Consider the following 24,439-nt stretch of genomic DNA (forward strand, 5'->3'; position numbering starts at 1 on the left):
GTATTTAACAATTGTCATGATTTTTTGTATTACCGTTGCTGGCATTGCCTGTATTTGGTTCATGTGTAGAAGGAAATAGCATATTTTGCATAGTTTCAAAAGGTTGAATTTATATTTTGCAATATATTTTAAAAGTGTACAGATGGATGATAATTTTGAAAAAACATATAAGCGATGGAAATCGGGTGAAATAACTGCTGTTAAGGCTATGGAATCATGTATGATGTATTTATCAAGAAGAGAAACAATAAGAACCAACCCCATAGTTAGGTTCTTATTGTTTCTCTTCTTAGCAATTATTCGTCTAATAGGCTATTTTGAATGAGTAGATATTTCTTAGTGTCTATACCTAGTTTTTGATTAATGTTTTTATTAGCCTTCACATATATCAGGTCGTATTTTTGAATGACATCAGGTAAAACCTTCCTAAATTCATATTCTTTTGCTCCACGCCTTATATAATGGTTGTCCACTTTTAATTTATAATCCATAACCATATCTTTGGTGAAGTAACCATAGGTTTTGATTTGTTGCAGTATGAATACTTCTATGGCATCTCTTATGCTTTTGCTTTTCTCGGTATCTTTCACATTTACATGATAGATTTTATTTGCAAACTCTTCTCCAAAACAGTTTTCCAAATATTTTTTGCTCATACCCATGATGCTAAATTTATATTGAAGCATGATGGATGCCCTTTCATCTGCTGTTTTAAAAGCCTTATTATAATCAGGAATAGTATAGAAAGAAATTCCGTTTTGACTATTATCTTTGGAAATTTGAATAGCAGTTGCCCTTAAATTTTTATTTACATGGCTATATGGGATTTTGTTGAGTAATCCTAAGGTGCAAAATAAGTTAATGTATTTATTTGTATTCACGACGCTTTTATTCCTCTTCCCTGCAAGATATCGATTAGAAAAGAAAAATATGCTTTCTCCATTTGTATTAAAGAAACGGTTAACAATATTTTCTTTACCAATTTCAAGAATATCTAATAGTAGAGGGTAACCAAACCTAATGATACGGTTTAGGCTTGGAAATTCATCTTTCCTTTTATCAAGTTGGCTTAAAAGCATAATGTTATTTTCAAATTTTTTATTTTGTTCGCTTATCCAAGTTGAATCTTCTAATTTAATATGAAAATATTCAATTAACTCTCTTATAGCAGTTGAAGTGTCGCAGTTTTCTCTAATTTTAACTATATCAATAATATCCATGCCTTTCCCAGCATTATGGCAAATACAAGTAGGAGAATTACAAAAATACTTGTAATATCCACCGCTATTTTTTATGACAGCACTGGGGTTGTTGTCGTTATGGAATATGCATTTAAAGTTTACATTAGGCTTTGCATCAATACCTAGATAACTTATTAAATCCTGCTGTTTTAAAAATGGAATCAAGTCCTCATACTGTAAGACTGGAGTAGAATGAACTTTATGGGTTCCTTTTTGCAAGTTGCTGGTCTTAGCCCTCGTAGCAGCGGGTTTTAGTTCAAGATTTTTAGCATCCTTAATCAACTCAATGATATTACAATCTATGGCACTTGCAATATCGTGTTGAGTATATTTTATTTCTGTATTGAGGTATATACATTTTATAGTAAATGGGTCTTTTGGATTCTTTAAATGTTTATAATTTATTAGCCTTAAAACTCTATTTATATCCTTTACACTGCTATCAGCATGCTCTTTTCTTTCTTCAAAGGCGGAGAAATAGTCAATAAGTTTTTCTTGGAGTGGGGTAAAAGAGCCTAAACTTTGTGGCTTATCAGGGGCAAGCAGCCAATACACATGAAAGCCGTTTTTAGTTTCTACAATGGCATTTGGAATTAGTTTTAAATTTTCTAATTTCTTCAGAAAAGCAATTTTATATTTCTCTATTTCTTCTTTGTTCCTATATTCATATACAGTCTTTCCTTCAGAATCATTAAAGAGTTCTCCGTTAATAATTTTTGGAACCTTTCCAAAATCCATATCAATAAAGTGTGCATTCACTATTTTAATAGAACCTTTTCTTTGTCCACCACTGTTTACTACAAAATAGACTCCATAGCCTTGTCTCTGATATTTTTGAATAACTTTTTGCATGAGAGGATATTCTAAACTGTCATCTAAAGTAAGAAGACAGTCAAAGTTCTTTGCTATATGCTTTTCCTCCTGAATGAGCCTAAAGTATACTTTTTCATTTTCCTTTTTAAATAGGGATAAAAACTCAAAATCTGTTATGCCTAATGCTTCACGATTTTCATAGTTAATTCCTAAATTCATCAAAACTCCTCCGTTTCAGAGGAGTCACTAGATATTATGTTTTCCGTTTACATTGAGGCGTTCTCCGTATTATTTTATAAATCTCCGTTTTTAAATAATGTGTTTCCCGTTTTGATTAGCGACTCCATTGTTTATTTTTTAGCATTATATTTGTTGTGCTATTGAAATCAAATTTTTACATAGACTTTTTTATAAAAAAGAGAAACAATAAGAACCTAACTATGCGTATAGGTTCTTATTGTTTCTCCTTTTAGAAATTATGAAGCAAGTAGAAAAGGACTGCTTAATAGCAGGTATAGATGGCTAGTAGTAATACCTCTTGCAATAGTAACAGTCTATATGATAATAGAAAATAGGAAGGAAGTATTATAGATTTAAAAAACAGGCAAATGATGCCTGCTTTTTAAATCCTAAATTAATGTTTCTATTGCTGCCTCCAATTCTTCTTGCCTTGGAATAGTATATACTTGTGCCGTAACATAACCAGAAGCATGACCTGCAAGTTGAGCAACTATAGAAATATCAACCCCATTTTTGAGAAGTGTTCTGCAAAAATAGTGCCTAAAAGAATGAATAGTTACATCCGTAATCCCTATTTGTGCACAGTATTTTTTGAAAATCTTCCAAATTCCTGACCTAGTGTAAGGGGTCTTGCGTTCGGATATGAACAGATTATCATACTCCGTTTTAATGTTTTTTCTTATTGTCATCCAGTTGTTAATTGCATCCCGAACATCCCTATGCAAGGGTATATAACGTACTTTATTTTGCTTTCCTATTACTTTTAAGTTTCCTTTTCGTTCAGTTATATCAATATCAGCGATACGGATATTTATGAGTTCAAGATTTCTAACCCCGCATCTTGTAAAAATCTCAAACATGGCAATATGAGCCTTGTTACCTCCACGGTATATATGACGGCGTAAGGCACGGTAGGTCTGTTCATCCAAAGATTTGGGTGCAGCAGGTGATTGAATCTTTATTTTTTTAATTGCTTTGGCAGGATTATTTTTTATATATTTTTCTCCTTCAAGAAATTCAAAGTAACTCTTCAGACTGGCCAATCTTAAATTAATGGTTGTTTCTTTCAAATGCCTTGTTCCCTGTAGATATGAACGCATATCTCTGATATCAATTTCAGTTACTACAATAGGGTCAAAATTTATGCCATTGGTTTCTTCAAACCATTTCGCAAATGCCTGCACATGCTCGATATAAGTTTTTATTGTGGAATCAGACTTGTCTATGCTCATCAAATAAGTAGCAAATTCATCAAGATAAAAATTGCTTTCAGTTAATCCCTTATTATATTCCATCATCAACATCCTTCCTATAGTTTTTAATACTATAAAATATATTGGATAAGAGTTTCAAGAGAGTGTTAAAGTTTTGTTTCCAATTTTTTATGGGATAATGGGCGATTATATGGGTGTTTTTATTTAGATTTAAAGAGAACTGGAAAAAGAACTTATATTTTGTTGAAAGATTTAGTGGATAAAAGAGGAAATATGAGACTAACGTCAAATTAAATAATAATAAGTTATATTAGTATGAGGGGTGAGGGGAATTATGGGAGACACAAAAACAGACAATAATATACGAGTTTTTGTTGATGAGCCAATAGGAAATATAGATAGTGATGAGTTTGGTCATAGACACTATGTGGACGTTATAAAGAATATTATTGATAATTGTCAAAATGAGCAATTAAATATTGGCTTATTTGGGAAGTGGGGAGTAGGGAAAACTACAATTATAAACTTGTTAAAAAATCGAATCGATAATTCAAAGAAATATAAAACAGTTATGTTTGAATGCTGGAAATATACAAATGAACCTATATCTTTAAAAAGAAAGTTTCTTTTAGAAGTAGCAAAACAAACTGGTGAGCCCGTCGATGAATTGATAGAATCACTTTATATAAAAGGAAATCGACAGATAAATAATCAGTCAATTCTAAAAAGTGAAAGCAATCTTAAAAAAAGCATTAAGGAAATGTTTAAAGGATTGCTATGTTCATCTATTATAATATTAATTGCCGAAGTGATTTTTTATTTGTTTTTATTTAGATGGCTTCATATAGAAGGACAAATGTCAATACCTTTATTTTTCAATGCTATTGTTGTTGGGGTTATTTATTATGTGGTTAAAATATTAAGAGACTATACTTCTAATGTAACAATAACAAAGTCAAATGAAAACTTAGAGAGTTTAGAGCAATTTGAAAAGTCATTTAAAAAACTTATAAATAATTTTGTCAAAAATAATAATAAAATTATTGTCTTTGTTGATGATTTGGATAGATGTCAGAGCAAAAAGGTCATTGAAGTATTAGAGACAATAAAAACGTTCATGAATATAAAAAATTGTATTTTTATTATTGCCTGTGATGACGCAATTTTGAAAAAAGCCTTAACTGAAGAAAAAATAGATGATACAGATTATTTAGATAAAATCTTTCAAATTAAAATGGCTATACCCCCATTTAGGCAAGAAAAAATTAGAAACTACACAATTAAGTTACTAAATAGTATAGACATAGATATTCCTAAAGAAGAATTAAAAGAGATTATTCATGTTCTAATTTATAAAAATGTTATGAGCCCAAGGAAAGTAAAAATACTTTTAAATAATTTTATTTTGTTATATGTAATTTTTAAAGAAAGGCTACAAGAAAATTATTTTAGTACAAACTTTACATTAGACTTAAAATTTCTGGCTAAAATAACGGTATTGCAGACGGAATTTACACAACTATATTATGACTTAGTAAATAATAATAGACTATTGGAGTACGTTGAGAGAGTAAGAAGAGGAGATAATAACTTTGAAGAATCACAAGTTGGTATTCTAAGTAAATATTATGTTGAAAAAGAGCAAGGGTTTCAAGTTAAGGATGATTTTAAAGAAGCAATAGAGTATTTGTATTATACAAGCAATTATTTTGTTTCACGTGAGCATATTAAAACTTATATTTATTTATCCCAAGACACATTAAATACTTTCTATTCGGATGAGTATGTAGAAAATTTGGAAAATTTAATAATTTACAAAGATATTAAAGGGTTTATTGCTGAATTAAATAAAACTAAATCTGAAGATGAAAGAGTTGAAATATTTAATAACCTACTGATGAGAATAGATAAATATGAAAATCTAGACATTATAAATATTCTTAATAGTTTATCAAATTTAAATATTGTACAATTAGTTCCAGAAAAAATTGAATATCAATTTGCAAGTACTATATTAAATAAGATGCAACAATATAAAAATAATATAAAACAATTTGATATAAATGGTGTTGTGTATTATATTAATATAACTGAACAATATAATTACTATTTAGATATTATTAATGAGTATATGCATAGCCTGACATTAGATAATTTAAATTATACAATTAATATATTAAATGCTGTTTGTATGAATCATAAGTTGTCATTTGATATTAGTCTACTAGATAGATTTTTAGTTAAACTACATGAAAAAAACCATAAAGAAGTAATAAGGATAATAAGTAAAATTAATAATAACCGGAAAGCATTAGAAAAATATTTTGCAGGAGATATTTTTGAAACAATAATGGATTTTAAAGAGCAATACTCAGACAATGAGAAAGAGATAATAGCAGAATATTTACTTAATATTAGCGAAAAATTGAGTAATAATAGTCACAACTTATTAACTGAAAAACTATTAAATTATATTAATGATGATAATGAAATAATGTCATTTACTTGCGTTGAAATTTTAGATAATATTATAAATTTAAATAAAGATATTAGTGAATATGCTGCAAATATAATTGATGCTTTATCATTGGAAACAAGTAAGTGTAAAGATAGTGACAAATGTAATAAAATATTTAAGTTGATAATAAAAGTTGGGAAAGAATATAAAATTGATGATGATAATAAAGCAAAAATAATTAACAGGTTATGTGATTATTATACTAAAGAAAATGAATTCTTCATAAGAAATTATACAAATGTTGTTAATGATATTGCTGAAGAATATGGCAATATGGATAGAATAGTTCAAAGCATAATACAAGTTATAAATTCCTTAAGAACAACAAATAATAGTAGCAAATATTTAGTTAAATACCTAGATGGTATAAAAGAATACATTGATTCTGCACAAAAAAATTCTATTTTACAAACTATATTAAACTTACTTAGTAACCAAAGTCATCAAGTGAATGAGAGTATAATGAAGTTTTTATATTTGATACTAAGGCAATGTTCATTTATTATAGAACCTGATAAAGTAAGTCCATTGTCAAATATTTTGATTACGATAATAAATTCTCAACAAAGGAATCCTAACCCTGTTAATGAAGAAATCATTAAATTGACATATACTACATATAATGACTTGTTATACTTATTTAATACTAATAGTTTAATAAACCAATACTTTTCTAGTATATTAACTAAAATAGAAAGCAATCTAATATATGATTTTGCTGTAAAACAGTTTATCCAAAACTATACTATACTATCTGATAATAATATTAGGCAAAGAATTTTGTCCAATATAATTTCAAAAAATTCTAAGGAAATAGATAATAACTCACAAAAGATTATTGAAATTTTAATTTATTACGGTAACGAAATTATAAACCAACTTCTAGATACAATATTTAAATTTATCGATAAAAAGTTTAACATGTCTGATAAAATAAACAACTTATGTAAAATAATTTCTAAATTAGATTTTACTTATAAAGATGTAGAATTAAGAATACTTTTATCTATGTATTCAGTATTTGAAAAGGAAGTACAGAAAAATGTGTTCAATAATTTGCTGTTTAACGAAAGAAGTGTAAGGGAAAACACTATTAAACTCTTTATGGAGGGTAAAGTTGATAATGAATATCTATACACATTGAATACAGTATCAGAGAAGATAGATAGTGATGAAGAAAGAAGAGATTACTATTCTCTAATAGAGGATAAAATGAAAAACAGTTCATTAGAGAGTGAAATTAACAGGCTACTTCAATTATTTGTTGGTTTAAAAGATAATGATAAGTATTTAGCAGCAAATAAACTGAATGCGACTATTAATAATACTTTTATTTACTTACTTGAAGGTGGATTGGCACAAAAGAAAGCAGCACTTGACACTTTAACTTTATATTATAATCAAAAAAAGTTTCCAAGAGGAATGAGTTCTAAGTTAGCAAAGGCATTAAATAATATTATTAAAAATGATGAAGAAATAAGGCAGAAAGCGATTAGTATATCTATTAATTCTGGTCTATATAAGATGAGTGGTGCAAATATAAGTGAGTTAAAAGAAATTGTTGAGAAATATTCGAAGACAGGAACTGAAGGTTAACAATTATTACCACAAAGGGTTTTGGTAGGTTATTTAGGCTACTAAAACCTTTTTTAATAAAAATAATTAGTTTGATTTGGAGGAATGAGTTAATAAAAAATCACTCTAAAATTTTATTTGATAGGTAAGCGTATAATAATTGATGGATTTTATAACTAATCCCCAAATGAGATAATAAAGTAAACTTGTGAACACTTTTAAAGTGTTTACAAGTGTTACAAACACTATAAAAGTCTCAAGGAGGGATCCATATGGATATGAGATCTATAAGCCATCAGGTTAAGGTTCAGGAATGGCGTGAAATTATCTCTAGATGTAGAAATAGTGGTATGCCAGTACGAGAATGGTGTAGCGAAAATGGAATTAAACCAAGTCAATTCTATTACTGGCTAAGGGTGATTCGCAATGAGTCCCTGGCATTGATACCAAGAGAACCGCAGGTAGTTCAACCTTCTTTTGCAGCTGTTAAAGTTTCTGAAATGAACAATACAGATACTGATGAGGCTGGTACCTGTGCAGTAATAAAAACTAGTTCATTTTCCATCGAAATTAAGAATGCTGCTAATCCTAAAACATTGGAGCAGGTTCTCCAGATATTAGATAGCTTATGTTAGCAGAATTTAACGGCTTTGTCCATATTTACGTTGCATGCGGACATACGGATATGCGGAAATCAATCGATGGTCTTGCAACCATTGTAGCTCAAAATTTTCATCTTGATCCATTTGAAAAGAGTCTGTTTTTATTCTGTGGGAGAAGACGTGACAGATTGAAGGGATTGTTATGGGAGGGAGATGGGTTTTTACTACTATACAAAAGACTTGAAGGCGGTTCTTTTAACTGGCCAAAAGACCCTCAGGAAGTATTAGAGATAACTCCTCAGCAATATCGTTGGTTAATGGAAGGTCTATCTATCCATCAGAAAAATACCATACCAAAATTAGAGAAAAAGAGAGTAATTTAAAGGCTAAAAAACGCACCAAAAAGCGTATTTTAAGCCTTTTTTTAGTAGCTTTTTCAAACAAAAAATGGTATAATTAAGATAGATAAAAACTTAGAGAGAAGGCTAATTTAAAGTGACTGAAAACATATTAATACAAACACTTCAAAAGACAATTGAATCACAAAATGAAATAATAGAATCTCTAAGAAAAGAGCTTCAGCGTGCTAATGAAAATGTAGAATTTCTATTAAAGAAACTATATGGCAGAAAGACCGAAAAAACATCTGCAATTAATGGACAACTTGTAATTGAGGAAGTGGCTCTTGGTCTTTTTAATGAAGCAGAGGTAGCTGCAGATTTTACAGAGCTAGAACCAGTTCCATTCGAAGAACCTGTAAGAAGAACACGTTCAGGTTACAAAAGGAAGGCAGCATTTAAAAATATTCCTCAGCAAGACCAAGTATACAAATTAGAAGAAACTCAAAGGAACTGTCCTAAATGTGGAGATAATCTATCAGTTGTAGGTAAGAAATTCTTACGTTCTGAAATTAAATATATTCCAGCCGAAATCAGCATTGTAAATATATATCAAGAGACCTATGAGTGCAGAAAATGCAAAAAAGAAGGTCTGCCTTCTATTTTTAATCCATATACTCCAGAGCCAGTATTACAACATTCATATGCCACTGCATCAAGCGTTGCTTGGACTATGTATCAAAAATTTGTACAAGCAGTTCCCCTATATCGCCAAGAAAAAGATTGGAAGCAGATGGGCTTTCCAATTAGCCGTGCAACACTATCCAATTGGATACTAAAGACATCAGAAGAATGGCTAATGCCTGTAGTGGAAAGACTTCAGGAAGAACTCTTAAAGGAGAAGTATTTGCATGCTGACGAAACTCCAGTTCAAGTACTAAATGAACCTGGAAAGAAAAACACTACTAAATCATACATGTGGGTTTACTCTACATCCACCCATGCAAATCGTGGCATTAGGATATTTAAATATGCTACAGGAAGAGCTGGAGAAAACGCAAGCAAATTTCTTAAAGGGTTCAGTGGATTTTTACATACGGATGCTTTCTCAGGTTATGGAAAAGTAAAAGATATCCACCACTGCTTGTGCTGGGCCCATGTCAGGAGATACTTTAATGATGCTATGCCAAAAGATACGAAAAGTCAGGAAGGAGCTCTACCTGCCACAGGAATAGCATACTGTAATCAACTATTTGACTGGGAAAGAAAACTTAAAGACCTCTCGCCTGAAGAGAGAAAAATTAAGCGTCTAGAAAAGGAAAAACCAATTCTTGATGCCTTTTGGTCGTGGGCAGAAACAGTACTCACACAAGTACTGCCAAAATCTAAAATTGGAACAGCTCTTCAATATGCGATAAATCATAAGGAAAAGCTTCAAACATACCTAGAAGATGGGAACTGTGTAATATCCAACAACATTGCAGAAAACAGTATCAAACCATTTACCGTAGGGAGAAAGAACTGGGAGTTTTGCGGAAGCCCTGAAGGAGCCAAAGCAAGTGCATGCGTATATACATTAGTGGAAACCGCAAAGGCAAATGGCTTAAATCCCTACAAATATTTAGAGTTCATTTTATCCAGAATACCTGGTTCTAATTTAAAGACTAACCCGAAAGTACTGAATCTTATGATGCCATGGGATTCATTAATTCAAAAAACATGTAAAGCAGACTAAATCAATCTAAGGGAGATGACCATATGATCATCTCCCTTAAATCATATACCTTATTAGCAATTGATCCAATACATCGATTATTGATCGCTTACTTTGATAGGTGCTATTTATATAATACCTTTAAATTAAAAAATAAATGGAGTGATTATTTATCAGAAGTGTAACGATTTTTGGCAATTTCACTATATTGGAGACTTTTATGCTTAATGGTGTTTATCAAGTTGACAAAGGATTTGATGAGAGGCTGGATATATTCTATAGAGCAAATCTTTGTGCAGAAAATAATGAAGAAAATATTACTGATATATTTATTGATTGCTACTACTGAAATATTGCTGATTTGAAAGAAGACCTGGATAAACCAAACTTAGATTAGAATATGGTTATATCTGGTGGGAATAGTGGCGTCCGATAGACACTAGCAGATAGAATACATGATTATTCTAACGAATGCTATTTCATGATATAATATATAAAGGTTCTGAAGTTTTAGATGATTGCACTGCTTCTGTAATTTAGGATGAATTAAAGTTTATTTATATTTTATGTGGGTGGATATAATGAAAACACAAGAGTTACTGAATAAATTGGTTGAATATAGTTGCCATATTTTTGAGGATAAGTTGATGGGGGTATATTTACATGGCTCTATTGCTATGGGATGCTTTAATCCGATGAAAAGTGATTTAGATATTTTGGTTGTAGTAGAAAATGCAATTACAGACATGCAAAAGAAGATGTTTATGGATGTTGCTGTTGCTTTGAATGATAATGCACCAGCCAAAGGGATAGAGATAAGCGTAGTTAGGAGTGAGTATTGCAAAAAGTTTGTTTATCCAACACCTTTTGATTTACATTTTTCAAATATGCACCTAACTTGGTATAAGAGTAATCCTATTGAATATGTTAAAAAAATGAATGGGATTGACCGTGATTTAGCAGCCCATTTCGTTATTATTAAGAATCGGGGCATTGTTCTATATGGAAAAGAAATTAGTGATGTTTTTGGGGATATACCGTCGGAAGCATATTTAGATAGTATTAAGAACGATATTATAAATTCTGAAGACGAAGTAATAGATAATCCTACTTATATTATTTTGAATCTATGCAGGGTTTTAGCGTATATGCAAGATGGACTGGTGCTTTCTAAAAAAGAAGGTGGAGAATGGGGGATAAAAAATATTCATAGTAAATATCACGGATTAATAAAAGAAGCACTTATATGCTATACCTCAGACCAAAATATGATACTGAATCATTCAATTGCAGTGGAATACTGCAGACATATGAAAAATAAGATAGGATTATAAGAATAATAAAAAACGGTTTATTTTACAACATCCTTATTTTATGCTCCAAAGCAAACAAAAAAGAGTGATTACTAGCATAGTAATCATTGCAAAACTGAATTTGTTTCCAGTTGTTCTGGTTCATTGATAAGGAATATGAAATATCGGTCGTTTAACCGACTAGGAAACTTGAAAAGAGTATGCAGCCCTCTTTATATTATATAGAGTTCAAGAAACAGGAATTTTATAATATAGGGAGGGCTTATACTATGCATTTAAAACCAGAAGAAATTTATTCTAAGTTTAATGAGGTAAATATTAAGATTAAGATTCCCAAGGAATTGTTATTATTATTGCTACGGCAGATAAATAGCCATCTAGAAGTTTTAAGATATGAAGAGGGAGTTATAGATGACTTTGCAATCCATGAAAATATCGCCAATACAGAGATGATAATGACTAAATTACTTATTTTAATGGCTGAACCGTACAATAGGAAGGAAATTTTACTTGAACTAAATATAGCAGAATTTTTAGTTTTTAGGGAGTGTGTACATTTTAATTTACAGTTAACGGATACGCACAATAAGAAATATGAGGACCTTGTACGGCAAATAGAAAGTATATATTTTATGCTTATCAAAGAGGATATAAAGGAATATAGGGATTACATTAATAATTATAAAGAAAATAAGGCTACTTTAAACTGATAGAGGCTAAAATGTTGGCGACTTGTTCGCCAATATTTTTTATAAGTTAAAATTAATACAATTGTAATATAATCTTAATATTATTCTGCTTTTTTTGCAGTTCTAGAAAAATTTTGTGTTATGCTAAAAATAAATAAAGGGAAAAGTGAGGTATACGAAATGGAAAATAATATAGTGAGCCTAGACAATTTTAGATTAAAAAAGATTGAACAAAAGCATAAATCCACCCGTGGTTTTCATCTTAAAGAAAGAAAAAAGAAATTATATCTTACTGAAAAAGAAGTAGAGATTTTATTAGACTTCCTCGATGAAGATATAGGCTATGCAAATGAAGAAGAGGAAATGTTTATAAAACAGAATGAATGGAAGATAGTTGAGAATTGCAGAAAAGATAGACAGGATTGTGAAAGAATTAAAAAAATAATAAAGGATAATATAGAAACCTACGAAGATTATGTTATGTTAGAACGTGATGACATAAGTTTTCTTGATTTAGAAATACACATACGTAATTCTAGCACAGATAAGGAAGAAGAAGAAAGAAATTTTAAAAAATATGAAACAATAATGAAAAAATTCGATGAAAAATTAATAGATAAAAGACCCATTATATGAATTCATAGGGGTAAAGGAGCAAAGGGTTTAGAGTATAAGGGGTTTAGGATTATACCAGAAATTGCATTATGAAAGGCTAAACTCTCCATTAAATATGGGAAAAGGCATTAGGGAATTATGTCCTGCTAATGCCTTTTGGCTTATTACTCTTTATTTTTTGTGTATATAGTTTCTATTTTAACAATAAAGGATAGAATGTGACTGGTATAATAAAAGGGAGAAATTTTGGCAAACAAAAACGGAGAAAATTTTCCAGCTTAATACAATAATACCTCATCTTCTGATAAAATTAAAGATATGTTTTATCAGAGGAGGAAGGTAGCTTGAAGGGATGGAATATGTTTGCTGAAATTAAGCAGTACAAATTAAAGGGATTCAATAAATCTCAAGTAAGTAGATTTCTTAAGATTAACTACAAGACAGTAGATAAATACTGGAATATGTCTTATGAAGAATATGCAGAACTAAAGGAGGAGGCTAAGAGTAGAAGTAAAAAGGTTGATAAATATATGGAGCTAATATTATCTTGGATAAAGGAATTTAGAGATATTTCAACTGCTCAAATATTTGATTGGCTTAGAGAAAGGTATAGTGAAGTGGATTTTAGCGATAGAACATTAAGACTTTATGTAAAGGATTTAAGGGAAAAATATGAACTGCCTAAAGTTCCTTGTATAAGGCAGTACGAGGAGATTCCAGAGCTTCCAATGGGATATCAAGCACAAGTAGATTTAGGTCAAACTTGGTTATCCAAGCGTGATGGCTCAAAAATTAAAGCATATTGTTTTGCAATGGTACTTTCTCATTCAAGATATAAATTTCTATGGTGGAGAGACAAGCCTTTTAATACCCTATCATTCATAGAAGCTCATAATAAAGCTTTCGAATACTTTGGAGGCATGCCAAAAGAAATAGTATATGACCAAGATAGGATTTTGGCAGTATCAGAAAACCATGGAGATATTATCTTCACTGAAATGTTTCAAAACTACATAAGTAGCATGAAATTTAAGACTAGGCTATGCAGAGCTTTTGACCCAGAAAGCAAAGGAAAAATAGAAGCAGTAGTCAAATATGCAAAATATAACTTTGCAAAGCATAGAGCCTTTATAGATATTGATTTACTAAATGAAGACTCATTTAAATGGTTAGATAGAACTGGTAATGCTAAAGTACATGAAATAACAAGAAAGGTACCTAAAGAAGTGTTTACTCTGGAAAAGGAACACTTACAGAAAGTACCTAGCCTGTTTGAAAATATTCAACTTAATGATAGTTTAACCTATTCTGTCAGAAAAAACAATACCATATCATACAAACAGAATAGATATCAGGTTCCAAAAGGTACATATAGACCAGGTAAAGAAGTTAGGCTAATAATAAAAGATAATAAAATGAGTATAGTTGATTTAGATACTGAATTAGTTATTGCAACTCACAGTATCAGTAATCAAAAGGGCAAGCTAATTCAAATATATCATCCAGAAAGAGAAAAAAAGAAAACCAAAGATCAAATGTATGATAAAGCCTTTAAAGCTCTTGGAATGACAGATAAAGCAAAAGAGCTATTAGATAACATACGAAAAGAAAAAGAGAGATATTGTAGAGATCAGTTTGGATTAATAATATCAGTAGTAAAGGATTATGACGAAAAGCTAGTAGGACAAGCAGTAGAATACTGTGTAAAACGAAAGCTATTTAGTGCAGGAATGTTTAAAGATACACTAGAATATTTGAGTATAAAAAAAGAAACAGGTTCAGAAAAGAAATATGATAAAGCAAATCTATCCATCTCTTCAAAGTACCAAGATGTAAAACCAGAGATCAGAAACATTGATGAATATATAAATGCTTTGAAGGGAGATAAAAAGACATGGATAAACTAGAGCAAATTAAAGAACATGCAAAAGAACTTAGCCTGAATTACTTAAGAATTAACGCAGATAAAATTATTGAGGAAGCTGATTTAAACGATTACTCATATCAAGATATATTAATAAAAATACTTGAAAATGAAATAGAAATAAGAGATAAAAAAGCACAAGAAAGAAGATTAAAGAATGCAGGATTTCCGGTAATAAAGAAAATAGAAGACTTTGACTTAGATTTTCAAAAATCTATAACAAAGAAACAGATAAATAGGCTATTAGAAATGGAGTGGATAGATAGGATGTATAATCTTATCTTCCTAGGCCCTCCAGGTGTAGGAAAGACGCATCTATCAATTTCATTAGGATATAAAGCAGTAGAATTAGGGTATAAGGTTAGCTTTGTAACAATGGATAACCTGATGCACGTACTAAAAACACACGAAATATCAAGAAAGAGCAAAGGAAAAATGAATAGAATACTATCTTCAAGCCTTGTAATAATAGACGAACTAGGTTACCTTCCAATAACAAGAGAAGAAGCAAATCTATTTTTTCAGTTAGTATCGGCACTTCATGAACAGGCTTCAATTATTATCACATCTAATAAAGGCTTAGAAGATTGGACAGAGCTATTAGGAGATCCTGCTTTAACAACAGCAGTATTAGACAGAATTACATACAGATGTGAGCTTTTTAGCATGTCTGGCAAGAGCTATAGACTAGAACACAGAAAGTCATTATTCTAATGTTCAAACTGGGAAAAATTCAGTAAAATTATTTGCCGAAATTTCTCCAAAAACACTTGCCAGTAACATAGAAATATAATAAATGAAATTCCTGCTAGCAGACCAAGAAAAAAGCGTATGATAATGTTTTGCACGACAATAGAAAAAGGAATTAAAAATATATTTCCAAGTATAACTAGTTTTATAGTCCTAAAAATACTAAATTTCATTGAATACCTCCTTATGCATGTATTACATAGAATTTTACTTGGCCACTGTACCCTATTTCAAATTGAAATTTAACGTTTAAAATAAAGTCGTTGTATGATAAAATTAAAGTACACAGAACGAATGGATTAAAATGCCATTGACACAGACATCTTAAAGATGCCTTGAGGTCAGTGGCATTTTTTTATTTGCAATTGTAAAGTATTGGAGGTAATTCAATGGCTAAAAGAAGCAATGATTGGGATTCAAACAAATTAAATAGATGGATAAAGGAAGGCAGGGGTCAGGGGGAAGGGAAGGAATATAAGCCTTGGTTAACTGTGCAGGATTTCCCTAGTATGGGCAGGGTAACAAGAGTTTTTGGGTGGACAACACAAAGAATACATCATTTTTTTTCAGATACGCAATTAAAGTATTTTTATTTACTAGATTGGGAAGAAAGAGTCATTGATATTCGAGAGCATTATCCCCTTATAGATTTAGAAGTAGTGTTAAAAGATACATCGGATTTAAGACTTGGTAAGTTTATAGACAGGAAAACCAAGGAGCCTTATATACTAACTACTACATTTTTGATTACACTATTGAACTCTGATGGAAAAAAGAGTTTTGCTGCAAGAAGCATAAAATATGCTTCGGAATTGTCTAAAAAGAGTACAATCGAGAAACTGGAAATTGAAAGGAGGTACTGGAAGGTTCAAGGAATTGATTGGGGCATTGTGACAAATAAGGACATTAATGATGTCAGGGCAAAAAATATAGAATGGGTTCATTCAGTGATGAATTCTGATGGCTGCAACGGTCTTACTAAGGCTGAGTTTGATGACTTATTTGACGGTATTTTATACAGATTTATTGATAATAAGCAGAGCGTAAAAAACATTATAGCAGGATTTGAAAAAGACTATTCACTAGATGTCGGAATGGGATTACTATTATTTAAACGTTTAGTTGCAGAGAAAAGGATAGTTCTAGATATGGATAAGCCTATCAATCTTAGTCAAACAGGGAAATCAGTTTACATGCCTGAAATAAGTGACAAAGGGGGAAATAATGATGTTAAGGTATACGGTTAATTCTTTACTAGAATGGAAAGACGGGACTGAAAGTACTAGCATTGAGAGACTTCTGTGGATTGATGATGAAATAGCCTATACAATAGATGTAAATAAAAATAAAGTCCCTTATATTTGCAGATTAGAGGATATAGAAGATGCATTGGCTGGGGGGAAGGCAGAAATAAAAGATGATGACGAATTTATAGTTGTGTTAAAGGAAGAAGATATACCTGAAAAACATAAGAAAATTAGGGATAGGGCGTGGGAAGTAATTAAGGATATGGTAGATAAGGAGCCAGATATTTTTCAATCCGCTTTTAGAGGGAAGTTAATTAAAAGAGCCTCCGAAACCTGTGGATTAAGTGAATCATGGATTCTGGAATATTTAAAAAGGTACTGGAAAAGGGGGAAAACTTGCAACGCTTTATTACCAGATTACCGAAACTGTGGAGCAAAGGGCAAAGAGAGAAAGGCTGGAAATGTGAAAAGAGGAAGACCTAGAACTAATCAGTCTATTATAGGAGAAGGGGTAAATGTTACTGAGGATATAAAAAGAATATTTCGTATTGCTGTAAATAAATACTACTATACCACAGCAAAAAATTCTTTAACATTGACTTATGAACTCATGAGAAAAGAATATTTTTCGGATGGTTTTAAAGAAGAAAATGGAGTTAAGATACCAATTATAAAGCCTCAGGCGGAAATTCCATCCTTTGGGCAGTTTAGGTATTGGTTTGAGAAGGAGCGAAATGTAAAAAAAGAGATAACTAGCAGATACAGCAATAAAAAGTATCAAAAACAGTATCGACCTATAATAGGAAGTTCTTTAGATGGAGTATTTCAACCTGGAACGTTTGAAATAGACTGTCAAGTAGGTGATGTTTATTTGGTCTCGCGATTCAATAGAAACTGGATTATAGGCAGACCAGCCATTTATATCTTGATAGATAAATTTAGCCGCATGATATGTGGAATTTACGTAGGTTTGGAAAGTGGTTCATATATTGGAGCCATGATGGCACTTTTAAATGCTACAACTAATAAAGTAGAGTTTTGTAAGCAGTATGGTATTGAAATAGAGGAGAAGGATTGGCCTGTACACCATCTTCCAGAAACTATTATTGCAGACAGGGGAGAATTAGAAGGAGGAAATATTGATAACCTTATTAATACTCTAAATGTGAAAGTTCAAAATACCCCACCCTATAGAGCAGACCTAAAATCAGCAGTTGAAAGGTTCTTCGGGCTCACAAATGAGCGAGTAAAGCCATTTCTGCCAGGTGTTGTAGATTTAGATGGAAGGGAACGAGGGGATAAAGACTATAGGATAAAAGCAAAACTGGATTTATTTCAATTTACTCAGATAATGATAAAATGCATTTTATACCACAATAATCATTATCATTTGGATTACTATAAGCGTGATGAAGATATGGTTGAAGATAATGTTTCCTGTATTCCAATAGAACTTTGGAACTGGGGTATTGCAAATCGAGGTGGGACACTTAGAACAGTTCCAGAGGATGCTGCAAAACTAGCACTGATGCCTTCTGATACAGCCACTGTGACTGCAAAAGGGATTAGGTATAAAGATATGTATTATGCAGCAAAGTCTATGCTAAAAAACGGAATGTTTGCTGATGCACGAACCAAGGGAACACGGAAAATTAAAATAAGTTATGACCCACGTAATATGGATTACATCTATGTCTATAATGATAACCCTAATGAATACGAGAAATGTTTTTTGGTAGATGCTAACAGCAGATATAAAGATAAGGCATTCGAAGAAATAGAATACTTATTAGTAGTAGAAAAAATGCAGCAGGAAAAGAGCAAAGATAATGTAGCACAAGCCAAGACTCAATTAATTGCTGAAATAGAGGACATAGTTCAGCAAGCAGAAGAAGATTATGAAAGAGAGACAAGCACAGTAGAAAGTGATAGACAAAGAGTAAAGAACATTAGGGGGAATAGGAAGGCTGAAAAGTCCGTAAGAAGGCTGGAAGAGGCTTTTGATTTAGGCAATGATAATCAATATTTTAAAGCCAACAAAGAAGAAAAAGAAACCGAAGAGATGGATACCCTGCAATTGCTGTTTCAAAAACAGAAAGAGGTGATGATGGATGAAGAAAGTGATGATACCGAATGGTAGTATAGCAGTAGAGGCAGAGTATACAGAGCAGATAATTCCAGATTATAAAGGCAATCCATTCATTGAATCTCTTCCTAATCTCCTTTCCGCCCAAGAGGCAATTGAAAGATTGACTTTTTATCCCGAATTTAATAAAAGTGAAAGATTACTGGACAGTCACTATCGTATTCATATGGTAGACAGATTATTTCAGGTTTTTCAGCCCCTCCCTATGAGCATAGAACTTGAAAGAAAGATTTCTCGTGCAATAAGGCAAGGATACCTTTCCCGGAATCCATTTAGCAGCAAACTGGCTCAAGGGTTTTACAGAGAGTATCATGAGAATATTAGTAACCTAATAAATAATAAAGATTTTTATTCAACGTCACTAGGATTTTCTTTGATAGGAATATCAGGTTTGGGAAAGACTTCTTCTCTTAATAGGGTACTAACTTTATATCCTCAGATAATTGTGCATTCTGAATATCAAGAAATTCCTTTTTCGATGTACCAAGTAGTATATTTGAAATTGGAATGCCCCCATGACGGCTCAATTAAGGGACTCCTATACGAGTTTTTTGCTGAAATAGACAGGCTTCTTGGAACCAATCATAATGAAAAAGTAATGAGGACAAGACCAACTGTTGATGTGATGATGACCGTTATGAATCAAGTGGTAAGAAATTGTGCTCTAGGAATTTTAGTTATTGATGAGATACAACATTTAAGTATGGCCAAATCTGGAGGAAGTGAAAAGATGTTAAATTTCTTTGTAAACCTCGTAAATAATGTAGGGGTACCAGTTATTTTAGTGGGAACCCCAAAAGCAATCAAAGTCCTTCAGGGGGACTTCAGACAGGCACGCAGAGGGTCAGGCCTCGGTGGCGATATGGTATGCGATAGGATTCAAAGAGATGGGGTGTGGGACTTATTAGTAGATTCTATATTGGGTAGACAATGATGTATACGGTCAACTACTTGCAGGGTGTGGGACTTATTAGTAGATTCTATATGGCACTACCAGTGGATGAGGAAAGAAACGCTCCTTACCCCTGAAATAAGTAATGTTTTATATGAAGAAACCCAGGGGATACCTGATTTATTAAAAAAGGTTTATGCTATTGCTCAAGCCCATGCTATATCGACAGGAAAGGAAGAGATAACTCCACAAATTATTAAAAAGGTAGCAAAAGAGAATTTAAAACTAATTCAGCCAATGATTACTGCATTGAAGACGAATAATCTGAGAGAAATTATTAAATACGAAGATATCTATATGGCGGATATTGATTATACAGATTATTTAACTCGGGCGAGAGAATCTATTAACCTGGACTTGCGGGCTAAGGAGATAAAGAAAGAACAAAAGAAACTAAGGCAAGAGGGCTCTATAGGGGTAAAAAAAGAGGCTCTGATAAAACTTGTTGAGTTAGGCGTAGATATTAAAAATGCACAAAAAATAGTTGATACTATGTTTTCTAAAAATCAAGACTTAGGTGTAGATGATGTGATAAAAGGTGTGATAGAACAACTTAAGGATGAAGAAGTAGGGGGGATAGGGAAAAAAGAAACAGGTAAAATGGAAGAAAGAGAATCAGGGCGAAATGCTGTAAACTCATTTGATATTCGAACCATTGTTGAACAGGGCAAAAAGGATAATAAAAGTGCTTATGAGGCTATAAAAGAATCAGGATATATTGTAAGTTTTGAAGATGATATTTTTTCCAAGGAGGTGATATAGTGAACTTTTTTCCTACACCTTATCCAGACGAAATATTATATAGTACGCTGGCACGATACTGTATGCGAAGTGGAAATATAAAAGAAATCCATAATTTTGAAGACTTATTTGGAACAAGGAATTGTATAGCAGTTATGGAACTGTCTACACAATTAGATGCACTAATTGAAAATATGCCTGTCGGTACAAAATATACAGCAGAATATTTTATCTATAAGCATACCTTATTTCCTTTTCTTGCAGCATTTATCCCAAAAGAACGGGCTGAAAAGATAATTGAAACTATGAGAAATGGTGAAGGGGCAGTTTCCTACATGAGGATAGGTCTAATATCAAATTCTATCAATTTAAATAAATACTTTCGATTTTGTCCTGAGTGTTTTAAAGAGGACATAGAAAGATTTGGAGAGCCATATTGGCACAGAAGTCATCAGGTTACAGGGGTATTTGTATGTTTAAAACATAAGATACCCCTTTGTGATAGCACAGAACTCATAAGGGCAGGTAACAGACAGAGGTTTATTAGCGCATCTTGTAAGAACTGTATTGTAGAAAAAGAAATAAGTTATTCAAATGATTTGATGAAGAAGATGCTTTGGATGGCAGGAGATGTAGAAATACTTCTAAATAATCAATTTGGATTTAAGAAGACTGAGTGGTTTAGAAATCAGTTTCGAGTTAAGTTGATTGAAAAAGGCTATGCTAGGATGAACAATTATATTCACCAAAAGAAGTTAAAACAAGACTTTGTGGATTTTTATGGTCATGAATACTTGGCACTTGTTCAATCCCCTGTATCAGTTAATAGCGGAGGTTGGCTACCTGATATGGTTAGAAATAATGATAGGACAACCTATTCAATAAGGTATCTATTATTAGCGAGGTTTCTCGAAATTCCAGTGGCTGATTTATTTAATACAAAACTTGGCTCTAATGATGAAGATGAAAACAATATTGATGCTTATCAGGAACTGTGGGACCAGAGGTTGATAGAACTTACCCAGTCAGGACTATCAATCCGAGAAATATCAGATATATTAAAGTCATCTACAAAGACAATCAGAAAGGCTATTGATAGACTTGAAATAGAAGAATTCTGGAAGTTTAATGGTGGTGGGAAATATCTTCACAGCAAGTTTACTGATACAGAAGAATTCAGAATGAAAAGAGAAAGGTTAAGGGGAAAGTGGCTTGAAATCCATGCTCAATATCCTGATAAAAGCAGTAGCCAAATTCGTAAAAATAACGATGGAGTTTATGCATGGCTAAAAAGATATGATAGTGAATGGATGGAAGAAAACTATCGCAGAATAAAAACAGTAGTTAACACTGTTGATTGGGATAAAAGAGATGCTGAATTGCTTCCTAAAGTTAAGGAAGTGATAAAAGAAATGAAGGAAGGCAAGCCTGAAAGGATAACATGGTCAACTGTAGGAGGCAAGTTAGGGATTAGCGGCTGGCTCTCTAAAAGGAAGGAGAAACTCCCATTGACAAAGGCATATATAGACTCAGAATTAGAAAGTCTAGAAGAATTCCATATAAGAAAAATAAAATGGGGCATTGAAGAATTAGAAAGGCAGGGAAAAGAAATAACATTATGGAATATAGCAGAAACAGCATGTGTTAAGCCAAGGTACATGGAAGGGATTTATAAGGAAATTAAGCAGATATTAAATAACAGAGGATATGATTGCAATTTTAAATTTTAGGGTAAAGTCACATATAAGGATAAAAAATTCCTTAATGTGGCTTTTGTTTATAAAACCCAAATAATAGACTTATTTGAAGGTAAATAGAGGAAATTATGGGTAAATGGCGAATATTTTATATAGATGCGTTTTGGACTAATATTTGAAAGCAAAGTGAAAGATATTATCAATGAAAATGTATGAAAAATGTAAAGTTGAAACGGATTTAATATAGAGTTGCGATTTAAGTAGATTTACAATCTATTTGCAAACACACAGAATTAATACCTTGAGCGAGGATTTTAATAGACCTTGCGAGAACCATATGAACTCTAATATGAGCCTAAAGGAGGGATGTCTTATGAAATTAAATAACATATTTAATATTATTAAATTCCATAGATATGCGGGACTCTCTATAAATCTTGGTATAATAGGACTGAACTTTGATTGGGGTTCTCGCTGAAGGTATTACTATAAAATACTTATGATATAAATAAAACTTTTATTTAAATGTAAAAAATGTTTTAAGGGAATGAGAGAGATATGATAGGTAAATGTGCTTTATGTTATAGGGAAAGGGAACTCCAATTAAGTCACATTATTCCTAAATTTGTAATCCGATATTTAAAGAAAACATCTGTTGGAAATATTAGAAGAACTGATAATCCTAATAAGGTTGTGCAAGATGGGGAGAAATACTATCTATTATGTAAGGATTGCGAAGAAAGATTTAATAGTGCAGAAACACTTTTTGCAAACAAAGTTTTCTATCCATATTTAATAGATAATAAAGAAGAATTTAAATATGATGAATGGCTTTATTATTTTATTACATCAGTAAGTTGGAGAAATCTATATTTAGATATAACTAATTTTGTAAAAGTCGGAGATATTCAAATTGATGATTTACATGTTCTCATAGATAGTGAAAAGATTATGAGAGACTATCTTATGAAAAAAAGAAATGACATGGGTAATATTAAAAATCATATATTTTTTTTTGGAGATATTAGAGAGGCGTATAAAGAGTTTAAACAACAGAATCCGCATGTGGCTTTTAGCAGAAGTGAAGGAGGTCATACGTTTTATAATTCTAAAAGAAAAACATACATGAGTATATCAAACCTTATGGGAATAATTCTAATTACAATATATAAAATGCATTCAGAAGAATATTGGGAGAACACAGAAATATATAATTGCAGGGGAATAATTAGAGCGAAAAATCAGTACATCAAAAGTGTAGTTGGACAAGAGTTCTTTGAATGGATGAAAGAAATAAATGAATCACAGTTGAAGTTAAATTCACATCAGAAAGAGAAAATTGTTAAAAATATAATAGAAAATAAAGAGGAGTTTATAAATAGCAAGATATTTGAGCAAATGATGAAAGATAGAAAATCATAATATCCATTTTATATATGGGGGGAGATGAATGGAAGTAAAGAAACATCCTAATGAAGATGAAAAAGAATTTTTAACCATAGGATATAACAGGTTTTATGACTTGTTTGAAGAAATGATAAATGATGATTTTTGGTTTAAAGAAGATGAATATCGACTTTTTAAAATAAAAGAAATATTTGCAACGTATTTTGAACTATTGAAATATCCACCTATACAATGGATTATCAAAAATCAAAAAAGACCAAATTTTAGTGATGTAGGTAAAGCCTTGTTTAAATTTATTAGAAACGTATTACTGCATTTTCCATACTTTGATAAATGGGATGATATTTGGGTTATGAAATCGCTAATTACTTTATATTCTAATAAACCACAGTTTATAGACCAATTTCTAACGAAATATGAGTTTAAAGAAGAGTTTAAATATAGGTTTTGGGAACAAAAATATAAGAGAATGACATATATAAGTATTAATTTCCCTACAGAATATAGTATGAATAAAAAAATCTTTCTTAAAGATATTTTAACTGAGAAAGATGGAGTAAAATTTTCGCTTATTTTTATGTATAACATTTTAGAGTCCCAAATTGATAGAAGTAATTTTAATCTAGAAATTGAGTAAAGTTAAAATCTTAAACAACAATAGATTAGTACTTTATATAACTAATTAATATAAGATTATATTGGG

The 24,439-nt window shown here is 31.3% G+C and carries 19 protein-coding genes; 17 read left to right on the forward strand and 2 right to left on the reverse strand.

All coding sequences use genetic code 11. The features are described 5' to 3' along the window. Positions 1–296 precede the first annotated feature (296 nt). A complete protein-coding gene (locus QO263_RS03695; protein WP_138205140.1) occupies positions 297–2,273 on the reverse strand; it encodes a hypothetical protein in 1,977 nt (658 codons plus the stop codon). Positions 2,274–2,683: 410 nt separating this feature from the next. Next, positions 2,684–3,592 (reverse strand): tyrosine-type recombinase/integrase, encoded by a 909-nt coding sequence (locus tag QO263_RS03700; RefSeq protein WP_285626601.1) that lies wholly within the window; start codon positions 3,590–3,592, stop codon positions 2,684–2,686. Between the two features lie 250 nt (positions 3,593–3,842). Between QO263_RS03700 and QO263_RS03705 the strand changes: the two genes are divergently transcribed. From QO263_RS03705 to QO263_RS03785, 17 genes are all read left to right on the forward strand, one after another. After that, positions 3,843–7,622 (forward strand): KAP family P-loop NTPase fold protein, encoded by a 3,780-nt coding sequence (locus tag QO263_RS03705; protein WP_285626604.1) that lies wholly within the window; start codon positions 3,843–3,845, stop codon positions 7,620–7,622. Positions 7,623–7,873: 251 nt separating this feature from the next. After that, positions 7,874–8,236 (forward strand): IS66 family insertion sequence element accessory protein TnpA, encoded by a 363-nt coding sequence (gene tnpA / locus QO263_RS03710; protein ID WP_285623717.1) that lies wholly within the window; start codon positions 7,874–7,876, stop codon positions 8,234–8,236. Then, positions 8,230–8,586 (forward strand): IS66 family insertion sequence element accessory protein TnpB, encoded by a 357-nt coding sequence (gene tnpB / locus QO263_RS03715; RefSeq protein WP_285623714.1) that lies wholly within the window; start codon positions 8,230–8,232, stop codon positions 8,584–8,586. Before tnpA ends, tnpB begins: the two co-directional genes overlap by 7 nt. Positions 8,587–8,716: 130 nt before the next feature. After that, on the forward strand, positions 8,717–10,276 hold the full coding sequence (gene tnpC / locus QO263_RS03720; protein ID WP_502928710.1) for an IS66 family transposase: 1,560 nt from the start codon (positions 8,717–8,719) through the stop codon (positions 10,274–10,276). Positions 10,277–10,475: 199 nt separating this feature from the next. Beyond that, positions 10,476–10,604, forward strand: coding sequence for a hypothetical protein (locus tag QO263_RS03725; RefSeq protein WP_279232922.1), 129 nt, complete (start codon positions 10,476–10,478; stop codon positions 10,602–10,604). Between the two features lie 232 nt (positions 10,605–10,836). Beyond that, complete coding sequence (locus QO263_RS03730) at positions 10,837–11,589, forward strand: aminoglycoside adenylyltransferase domain-containing protein (RefSeq protein ID WP_138207003.1); 753 nt, start codon at positions 10,837–10,839, stop codon at positions 11,587–11,589. 248 nt (positions 11,590–11,837) lie between these two features. Continuing rightward, positions 11,838–12,278, forward strand: coding sequence for a hypothetical protein (locus tag QO263_RS03735; RefSeq protein WP_285626607.1), 441 nt, complete (start codon positions 11,838–11,840; stop codon positions 12,276–12,278). A gap of 159 nt (positions 12,279–12,437) precedes the next feature. Continuing rightward, entirely contained in the window at positions 12,438–12,893 is a 456-nt protein-coding gene (locus tag QO263_RS03740) for a hypothetical protein (protein ID WP_207207980.1), read from the forward strand. A gap of 323 nt (positions 12,894–13,216) precedes the next feature. Further along, complete coding sequence (istA, locus tag QO263_RS03745) at positions 13,217–14,779, forward strand: IS21 family transposase (RefSeq protein WP_285626609.1); 1,563 nt, start codon at positions 13,217–13,219, stop codon at positions 14,777–14,779. Next, positions 14,767–15,510, forward strand: coding sequence for an IS21-like element helper ATPase IstB (gene istB / locus QO263_RS03750; RefSeq protein ID WP_285622950.1), 744 nt, complete (start codon positions 14,767–14,769; stop codon positions 15,508–15,510). The genes istA and istB overlap by 13 nt, the downstream gene beginning before the upstream one ends. Before the next feature lie 425 nt (positions 15,511–15,935). Beyond that, on the forward strand, positions 15,936–16,793 hold the full coding sequence (locus QO263_RS03755; RefSeq protein WP_285626611.1) for a TnsA endonuclease C-terminal domain-containing protein: 858 nt from the start codon (positions 15,936–15,938) through the stop codon (positions 16,791–16,793). After that, positions 16,774–18,933, forward strand: a complete 2,160-nt coding sequence (locus QO263_RS03760; protein WP_285626614.1) for a TnsB C-terminal domain-containing protein — start codon at positions 16,774–16,776, stop codon at positions 18,931–18,933. Before QO263_RS03755 ends, QO263_RS03760 begins: the two co-directional genes overlap by 20 nt. Next, entirely contained in the window at positions 18,905–19,873 is a 969-nt protein-coding gene (locus QO263_RS03765) for an ATP-binding protein (RefSeq protein WP_285626616.1), read from the forward strand. Before QO263_RS03760 ends, QO263_RS03765 begins: the two co-directional genes overlap by 29 nt. Positions 19,874–19,939: 66 nt before the next feature. Then, entirely contained in the window at positions 19,940–20,653 is a 714-nt protein-coding gene (locus QO263_RS03770) for a hypothetical protein (RefSeq protein ID WP_285626618.1), read from the forward strand. Then, positions 20,653–22,362 (forward strand): TnsD family Tn7-like transposition protein, encoded by a 1,710-nt coding sequence (locus tag QO263_RS03775; RefSeq protein ID WP_285626621.1) that lies wholly within the window; start codon positions 20,653–20,655, stop codon positions 22,360–22,362. The genes QO263_RS03770 and QO263_RS03775 overlap by 1 nt, the downstream gene beginning before the upstream one ends. A gap of 525 nt (positions 22,363–22,887) precedes the next feature. Continuing rightward, positions 22,888–23,751, forward strand: a complete 864-nt coding sequence (locus QO263_RS03780; RefSeq protein WP_052221605.1) for a hypothetical protein — start codon at positions 22,888–22,890, stop codon at positions 23,749–23,751. Positions 23,752–23,779: 28 nt separating this feature from the next. Continuing rightward, the gene (locus QO263_RS03785) at positions 23,780–24,373 is read left to right on the forward strand and encodes a hypothetical protein (protein WP_052221604.1); all 594 of its coding nucleotides are present in this window, start codon (positions 23,780–23,782) and stop codon (positions 24,371–24,373) included. Positions 24,374–24,439: the final 66 nt, after the last annotated feature.

The organism is Proteiniborus sp. MB09-C3 (assembly GCF_030263895.1).
Taxonomy (GTDB): Bacteria; Bacillota; Clostridia; order Tissierellales; family Proteiniboraceae; genus Proteiniborus.